Genomic DNA, 8,495 nt, shown 5'->3' with positions numbered 1-8,495 from the left:
GCCTCCTCGCGTTTCATGCCCCAATTTACGCCAGCTACGAGCGGCGTGTGACCTCTTTAGTTGACCACCCTCCAGGCGCCGTCCTCGCCAAGGCAAGCCGTGCCATAACCCTGCTGGAACCGGCCACCGACATTGATCGTCGACTGGTATTCGCGGCAATACTGGCCGGAATCCGTCCGGTAGACGTCCGAAGCGGGATAGGCCTCGATCGGCGCCTGGCCGTAATAGGAGGCCGGCGGCGGCGCATAGACCGTGCTGGGCGGCGGCGTGTAATAGGAGGGTTGAGGCTGCGACATCAGCGCCGCGCCAAGAAGAAGCCCGACACCGGCCGCAACCGCTATGGCCGCGCCGTCATCGCGATCGCGGTGGCGGTCATAGCCGCCATGGCCGCGCCAGCCGCCGCGATCATAGCCTCGATCGTAGCCGCGCCCTCCGTCCCATCCCCAGCCCTGGGGCCGGTGCCCGTGCCGGCCATCAGCCAGAGCGGGCGCCATCGGCAGCGCGGCCGAGGTGAGAGCGACGAGCGCAAGCACGGCCGCCTTCTTGCGAATGGTCTTCGGGGAATTCGTCATGATCGCCTCCGTCGCGGGGCGGCGGGACGGCGAACCTTCGCCATCGCCACGCGCCTCATATTGCGAGAGGGATAGCAGGCCGCGCCTGAATGGCGGATGAACGGCGCGGAGCCGAGAGCATCCCTGATGCCGCCCCGATTGCGCCCGCAAACGGCCTCAATTCATTCAGCGCCGGTTCAAGCGCGCATTGGCAATCTCGATCCCGTCACGACATGCCGGGCACGATCCGGCGCGTGGAAAGGAGAACGAACATGCCGAGACTTGCCGACATTGCATTGATGCTTCTTGCCGTCATCGTGCTCATCGGCTGTCTTGTCGAGGAGCGCCAGCGGCGGAAGCTGCGGCTTCGCGAGCCCGCTATCGGACAGGCGCGCGCCCGGCTTCACGCCGATGGGAATTTTTCCGCCGTCCGGTAGACCTTCATGAATGCCGCGATCACCCGGTCGACATGCCGGTCGATTGCGGCGCGTGTCAGGTTCAGCGGCAGGCCGCAGATCTGGCGCATCTGATAGTGATGGAAGAGCATGGCAACCAGGGTCGCCGCGGCCTCGTCCGGATCGTCGATGCTGAGCACCCCGCTCCAGAAATCCTTGCGCAGGAATTCCGCGATCATGTGCTGGGCGGCGGCGGGGCCCGCATTGTAGAAATCGACGCCGATCTCGGGAAACTGCACCGCCTCGGCGGCGATGAGCCGCATCAGCGAGCCGCCCTCATCGGCGAAGGCTTCCTCGACGAAGCGCGTCGCAAAGGCGCGCAGCGTCTCCTCCGGGGGCAGGCCGGAAGGGATTTCGCTTTCCAGAAACTCGAAGAACTCCGCGCATTCCTTCTCGATCATGGCACGAAAGAGCCCGGCCTTGCCGCCGAAGAGCTCATAGAGCGTCGCGAGAGAGCCGCCGGACACCTTGACGATATCGGTCAGGTTCGTCGCGCCGTAACCCTTTTCGAGGAAGAGCGCGTTGGCCGCCTCGAGAATGGCGCGCTGCCTGACCTCGCGCCGGCTCGGCTTCTTCGGCCGTTCGGCTTTCTTCTCCGCGCCGCTGACCATCATCATTCTCTATTAGCCTCCATCCGGTCGAGGCCGCCACCGAGAACCTTGTAGAGGGTGACGAGATTGTTGAGGCGTCCAAGCTCGATGCCGATGAGCGCCTGCTGCGCTCCGTACAGGGAGCGTTGCGCGTCGAGCACATTGAGATAGCTGTCGATGCCCTTGTCATAGCGAAGCTTCGCCAGCCTGTGGCTTTCACCCGCCGCGGCGACGAGAGCGGCCTGCGCCTTGACCTGATCCTCGAATGTGCCGCGCCCGGCGAGCGCATCCGCGACCTCGCGGAAGGCGGACTGGATCGTCTTTTCATATTGGGCGACGCCGATGTCCCTCTGCGCCTTCGCCGCATCGAGATTGGCCTGGTTCCGCCCCGCATCGAAAATCGGCAGGCTGATCGCAGGCGAAAAGAGCCAGGCGCCCGTTCCCGCGGCGAAGAGATCGGAGAGCGCGCTGCTGGCCGTGCCGCCCGTCGCAGTCAGGGTGATATTCGGGAAAAAGGCCGCGCGCGCGGCGCCGATATTCGCACTGGCCGCCTTCAACCGGTGTTCCGCCTCCCGAATATCGGGCCTGCGTTGCAGGAGATCGGAGGGAAGGCCCGCCGGGAGATCAGCGACGAGACTTTCCACGCCCACCATCGCGCCAGCCGGCAGTTCGGCATCGTCAAGCGGCGCGCCGACGAGAAGCGTGAGCGCGTTCCTGTCCTGAGCCACCTGCCGCAGATAGAGCGCGCGATTGACGCGCGCCGTCTCGACCGATGTTTGCGCCTGAGCGAGGTCGAGCCCGGAGGCGACGCCTCTCTCATAGCTTCTGCCGATCAGCCGGAACGATTCTTCCTGCGTCGCCAGCGTTTCTTCCGTCAGCGCAAGAAGTTGCCGGTCCGCCTGCAAGGTGAGCCACGCATTGGCGACCTCGGCGATGAGAGAAATTTCCACGGCATCGCGGGCCTCGGCGGTCGCGAAATACTCCTCAAGCGCCTTGTTCCTCAGGCTTCGCACACGGCCGAAGAGATCGACCTCATAGGCCGCGATGCCGCCCTGCACGCTATATTGCGACGCGGTCATGGCCTGTCCCGTAGCCGAGAGCGAGGCGGGCGTGCGGGCCCGCGTGCCCGATGCATCGGCAGCAAGGTTCGGCACGAGGGCCGCGCGCTCGATGCGATATTGCGCCCTCGCCTGCTCGATGTTGAGCGCGGCGACGCGCAGGTCGCGATTGTTCCGAAGCGCCGTTTCGATGACACGCTGCAAGGGTTCGGAGCGGAAGAACTCGCGCCAGCCGAGATCGGCCATGAGCCGGCCATCCGGCTTTCGCGTCGCCGCCGCGCCATCATAAGCGGGTCCCGAAGGCCAGGCCGCCGGCACCGGCGCTTCCGGGCGCGCGTAATCGGGCTCGAGCGAGCATCCGGCGAGAAGGAGCGCGGATGAAAGCGCGGAGATCAGGATTTTTTTCATCGCGTGCAGTCCTCGCTCATCGCATATCCGCCTGCGGGGCCACTGCCTCGGCACCCTTTCGCCTGCGCTCGACGACGCGCTGCACGGCGACGAAGAAGAGCGGGACGAAGAAGATGGCGAGAACCGTGGCGGAGATCATGCCGCCCATGACGCCCGTGCCGATGGCATTCTGGCTGCCGGAGCCTGCTCCCGTGCTCGTCGCCAGCGGCGAGACGCCGAGAATGAAGGCGAGCGACGTCATCAGGATCGGACGCAGGCGAAGCTTCGCCGCCGCCATCGTCGCCTCGACGAGGTCGGTTCCCTTCTCGTAGAGGCTCTTTGCGAACTCGACGATGAGGATCGCATTCTTCGAGGCAAGGCCGATGGTAGTGAGGAGGCCGACCTGGAAGTAGACGTCGTTCGAGAAACCGCGCAGCGTCGCCGCAAGGACAGCGCCGATGATGCCGAGCGGCACGACGAGAAGAACCGCAACGGGGATCGACCAGCTTTCATAAAGCGCAGCGAGACACAGGAATACGAAGAGGATCGACAGCGCATAGAGCGCAGGCGCCTGCTGGCCCGCGAGCCTCTCCTCATAGGACAGGCCCGTCCACTCGAAGCCGAAGCCTTCCGGCAACTTCTCCGCGAGCCGCTCCATCGCGGCCATGGCTTCGCCCGAGCTTCTGCCGGGCGCGGCCGAACCCATGATCTCCGCCGACGAGGCGCCGTTGTAGCGTTCGAGGCGCGGCGAGCCGTAGGTCCATCGCGTCGTCGCGAAGGAGGAGAAGGGCACCATGTCTCCCGAAGCGTTTCTCACATACCATCGGCCAATGTCTTCAGGCAGCATGCGGAAGGGCGCATCCGCTTGCAGATAGACCTTCTTGACGCGCCCCTGCTCGATGAAGTCGTTCACATAGGCCGAGCCCCAGGCGGCGCCCAGCGTGGCGTTGATGTCGTTGAGCGAGAGGCCGAGAGCGGCCGCCTTTTCATGATCGACATCGATGCGGAACTGCTGCGTATCGTCGAGGCCGTTCGGGCGCACCGCCATCAGCACGGGGTCTTGCGACGCCATGCCGAGAAGCTGGTTGCGGGCTTCCATGAGTTTTTCATGGCCGAGCCCGGCACGATCTACGAGCTGGAAGTCGAAGCCGGACGCGTTGCCGAGTTCGAGAATGGCCGGCGGCACGAAGGCGAAAGCCATCGCATCGCGCAGGCCCCCGAAGACATGCATGGCGCGCTCGGCAACCGCAAAGGCCGACTGGCTCGATGATTTGCGTTCCTCGAAAGGCCGCAGATTGATGAAGGCCATGCCCGCATTCTGCGCCTGACCGGCGAAGTTGAAGCCGACGACGGAGAACATCGCCTCGATGCTGTCCTTCTCCTCGACGAGGAAGTGATGCTCCAGCACCTTCATGGTTTCGAGCGTGCGCTCCGCCGTCGCGCCGGGCGGTGCCGTGACCATCGCCATCATGAAGCCCTGATCCTCCTCCGGCAGGAACGAGGTCGGCAGGCGCATGAAAAGCACGCCGAGCACCAGAACGATGGCGCCATAGATGACCGCATAGCGCCCCATGCGGGCGAGGATGTTTCTCACCGCCCCTTCATAGCGCTTCGCGCCGCGATCGAAGGTTCGGTTGAACCAGCCGAAGAAGCCGCGCTTCGCCACGCCATGGTTCTTCACCGGCTTCAGGATGGTCGCGCAGAGCGCGGGCGTCAGCACCAGCGCGACGATGACCGAGAGCACCATGGCGGACACCATGGTCATCGAGAACTGGCGATAGATCGCGCCGGTCGAGCCGGGGAAGAAGGCCATGGGAACGAGAACGGCCGAGAGAACGAGCGCGATGCCGATCAGCGCGCCGGTGATCTGGCCCATCGATTTGCGCGTGGCCTCTCTCGGCGGCAGGCCCTCCTCCGTCATGATGCGTTCGACGTTTTCCACCACGACGATCGCGTCATCGACGAGAAGGCCGATGGCGAGCACCATGCCGAACATGGTGAGCGTGTTGATGGAGAAGCCGAAGGCGGAGAGCAGGCCGAAAGTGCCGAGCAGAACGACGGGGACGGCGATTGCAGGAATGAGCGTCGCGCGAATGTTCTGCAGAAAAAGGAACATGACGAGCACGACCAGCACCACGGCCTCGGCGAGCGTCTTGACGACTTCCTCGATCGAGAGGCGGACGAAGGGCGTCGTGTCATAGGGGAACCTCGCTTCGAGCCCCTTCGGGAAGAAGGGTGCGAGTTCCGCGACGCGCGCGCGCACCGCATCGGAGGTGGTGAGCGCGTTCGCGCCCGTGGCAAGCATCACCGCAAAGCCCGCGGACGGCGTCGCATTGAAGCGGCTGATGGAGCCGTAATTCTCCGAGCCGAGTTCGATACGGGCGACATCCTTCAGCCGGACCTGCGAGCCGTCCTTGTTGACGCGCAGCAGAATGTTGCCGAATTCCTCGGGCGTTTCGAGGCGCGTCTGCGCGATGATGGTGGCGTTGATCTGCTGGCCGGGCACGGCGGGCAGCGCGCCGAGCTGGCCCGCCGAGATTTCGGCATTCTGCGCCTTCACCGCGGCGACGATATCCGTCGTCGTCAGCGCATAGCTCTTGAGCTTGTTGGGGTCGAGCCAGAGCCGCATCGCATGCTGGGGCGCGAAGAGCTGAAGCTCGCCCACGCCGTTCACGCGGCTGATCGGGTCACGCAGATTCGAAGCGACATAATCCGCGATCTCGTCCTCGCTCATGCTGCCATCGGTCGAGATGAAGGCGACCACCATGACGAAATTGCGCGCGGCCTTCGCCACCGTGACGCCCTGCTGCTGCACCTCGAGGGGAAGCAGCGGCAGCGCCGACTGCAATTTGTTCTGAACCTGCACCTGCGCGATGTCGGGATCGGCGCCGGGGTCGAAGGTGAGCGTCACATTGACCATGCCCGACGACTGGCTCGTCGAGGAGATGTAACGCAGGTGGTCGACGCCGTTCATCTTCTGCTCGATGACCTGCGTGACCGTATCTTCCAGCGTCTTGGCGGAAGCGCCCGGATAGACGGCGGTGATCGTGACCGAGGGCGGCGCGATCGAGGGATATTGTTCGATCGGCAGACGGAGGATCGACAATGCGCCCGCGATCATGATCACGATGGCGATCACCCAGGCAAAGACGGGACGGTCGATGAAGAAATTAGCCATGAGGAAAATGCGCCTTGCTCGGCCCCGGCATCGCCGGCGCCAGAATGATCAGTCAGCCACAGGTGCTGCGTCCGCAGCGGCAGCGGTTTGGCCCGCCGGCACGGCCTTCACCTCGGCACCGGGCTGGACTTTCTGAAGGCCCTCGACGATGACGCGGTCGCCCGCGGCGACCCCCTCCGTCACGAGCCATTTGTCGCCGATGGCGCGCACCGCCTTTACCTCGCGGCGCTCCGCCTTGTGATCCGCGCCGACGAGCCAGACGGCGGCCGAGCCGTCGGGATTGCGGACAACGCCTTGCTGGGGCACGAGGATCGCCTCGCGCAGCACGCCCTGCTCGACCGTCGCGCGCACGAATAGACCCGGCAGAAGCTCCTGCCGCGGATTGGGGAAGACGGCGCGAAGGCCGACCGTTCCCGTGCCTTCATCGACCGTGACCTCGGAAAACTGGAGCTTGCCGGTTTCGCCGAAGCTCGCCTCTCCCTCGCCGAGATGCAGGGTGACCTTAGCCGTGCCGCCGCCGGGCGCCTCGACGCGGCCTTCCGCGATGTCGCGGCGCATGCGCAGAAGATCGGTGCTCGGCTGCGTGAGATCGACATAGATCGGATCGAGCTGCGTCACCACGGCAAGAGCGGTCGGCTGGTTCGCCGTCACCAGCGCGCCCTCGGTGACCGACGATTTGCCGATGCGCCCGCTGATCGGGGCGAAGACCTTGGTGTAGGCGAGATTGGTGCGCGCAGTGTCGACTGCGGCTTTCGCTGCGGCGACGTCGGCCTCGCTCTGGGCCAGGGTCGCGGAGACGTCGTCATACTCCTGCCGGCTCACGGCATTGACGGCAACGAGGTCCTTGTAGCGGGCAGCCTTGACGCGTGCGACCTTCGCATTCGCCTCGGCTCTGGCCAGGGCGGCGCGCGCGGAATCATATGCGGCGCGGTAGAGCGCCGGGTCGATCTGGTAGAGCTGCTGCCCGGCCTTCACCGCGCCGCCCTCTTCGAAGAGGCGCTTCAGGATGATGCCGTTCACCTGCGGGCGGATTTCCGCGACCCGGTAGGCATTGGTTCGGCCGGGCAATTCGGCCGATAGTTCGAGCCGCTGCGGCTCGATCGTAACAAAGCCGACTTCGGCCGGTGGCCAGGCCTGTGCATCCGAATTGTCGTCGCAGCCCGCGAGTGCAAAGGGCAAGCCCGCCACCAGGATCAGGGCAAGTTTCAGTCGGCCACGCATCGGATCACCAGATCGTTGAGATTGCAGAAGGAACGAAGCGGCTGGTCACGACACGAACCGGCCACTCTGAGGAGCGGAAAATCGCGAATTGTCTTTTGTAATGTAATCTACATTACACTTGCAAATGAGAATCTGTAAATCCCCTTGCGGGAGCTGCTGTTTGGTCCGCCCTTCGACGGATGGGGCAGGCCCGATGCGGCCAAAAATAAAACCGGCGGGTGCCCTGAGGCGCCCGCCGGCTGGAAAGTCTCTACGTTCGGAAGGGGCAGGCTTGAGGCCGTCCCCCTCCGGGGCGCTTATTGCGCCATGGCGATCTCCTGCTCCTCGTCCTTGTTGCCGGAGAGATCGACGATGATGGCGACATAGCCTTGGGCGAGAAGTTCGCCGAGCTTCTGGACGCTGTGGACCAGAATGACCTTCGGCTTGCCGCCCTGCGCGCTGCCGCCCGCCGCCGGGCTGATGAGGCCGATCATCATGCCGCTCGGCAGGATGATCTCGCCGCTCGGCGTGATGATCGTGCCGGCCGGGAGCGTGAAGCCCTCGACGACGATCTGGTTGGGATCGGTCGCGTTGTTGCCGGTCCGCGTCTTGCCGTTGACGATGAGCGAGCCGCTGCCACCGGTATTGATGGTGGAGAAGGTGCCGTCGACGGTACCGCCGGGCGAGGTCACGTTGAGCGTCGTCACATTGGCGATCACGTCGACGCCATTGTCGGCGAAGAGCGTGAGCGTGCCGCCATTGAACGTGCCGGTGATCGTGTTGCCATGGATCTCGGCCGTCGGCGCCGTGACATTGCCGCTGAAGTTGCCGCCGGCATTCACGCCGACATTGCCGCCCGAGACGATCGGACCGGTGGCATCGCCGCCAACGGTGCTCGTCACCGAACCCTTGGTGTGCAGCGTGTCCGTCGTGAAGGTCTGGTCGCCGGTCAGCAGCGCGTTGTAGTCGCCGCCGACATAGACCGTCGCACCCGAGAAGTCATCGCCGCGCACCGTCATCGAGCCGAGCCAGATGCTGTCGGTGCCAGCATTCTGGATGCTGATGTCGCCATTGGC

General features: G+C 64.9%; 6 protein-coding genes and 1 pseudogene. 1 reads left to right on the top strand and 6 read right to left on the bottom strand.

What is annotated here, in order from left to right; translation table 11 throughout:
- Positions 1-56: 56 nt before the first annotated feature.
- On the bottom strand, positions 57-572 hold the full coding sequence (locus tag PKA57_RS12385; protein WP_324300992.1) for a hypothetical protein: 516 nt from the start codon (positions 570-572) through the stop codon (positions 57-59).
- Positions 573-823: 251 nt separating this feature from the next.
- Here PKA57_RS12385 and PKA57_RS12380 point away from each other — a divergent pair, with 251 nt between their 5' ends.
- The gene (locus PKA57_RS12380) at positions 824-988 is read left to right on the top strand and encodes a hypothetical protein (protein ID WP_324300991.1); all 165 of its coding nucleotides are present in this window, start codon (positions 824-826) and stop codon (positions 986-988) included.
- Here PKA57_RS12380 and PKA57_RS12375 read toward each other — a convergent pair.
- The 5 genes and pseudogenes from PKA57_RS12375 to PKA57_RS12355 all read right to left on the bottom strand — a co-directional run.
- Positions 955-1,623 (bottom strand): TetR/AcrR family transcriptional regulator, encoded by a 669-nt coding sequence (locus tag PKA57_RS12375; protein ID WP_324300989.1) that lies wholly within the window; start codon positions 1,621-1,623, stop codon positions 955-957. The two genes, PKA57_RS12380 and PKA57_RS12375, sit on opposite strands and share 34 nt — an antisense overlap.
- Entirely contained in the window at positions 1,620-3,062 is a 1,443-nt protein-coding gene (gene adeC / locus PKA57_RS12370) for an AdeC/AdeK/OprM family multidrug efflux complex outer membrane factor (RefSeq protein WP_324300987.1), read from the bottom strand. The genes PKA57_RS12375 and adeC overlap by 4 nt, the downstream gene beginning before the upstream one ends.
- A gap of 16 nt (positions 3,063-3,078) precedes the next feature.
- Positions 3,079-6,219, bottom strand: coding sequence for an efflux RND transporter permease subunit (locus PKA57_RS12365; protein ID WP_324300986.1), 3,141 nt, complete (start codon positions 6,217-6,219; stop codon positions 3,079-3,081).
- Positions 6,220-6,267: 48 nt separating this feature from the next.
- Positions 6,268-7,440, bottom strand: coding sequence for an efflux RND transporter periplasmic adaptor subunit (locus PKA57_RS12360; RefSeq protein ID WP_324300984.1), 1,173 nt, complete (start codon positions 7,438-7,440; stop codon positions 6,268-6,270).
- A 296-nt stretch (positions 7,441-7,736) separates the two neighbouring features.
- Positions 7,737-8,495: pseudogene (locus PKA57_RS12355) on the bottom strand (hypothetical protein); the annotation flags it as partial.

Source organism: Parvibaculum sp. (genome assembly GCF_035325945.1).
GTDB lineage: Bacteria > Pseudomonadota > Alphaproteobacteria > Parvibaculales > Parvibaculaceae > Parvibaculum.
The sequence above is the reverse complement of the archived record's forward strand: the minus strand, read 5'-3'. Positions and strand labels throughout refer to the sequence as shown.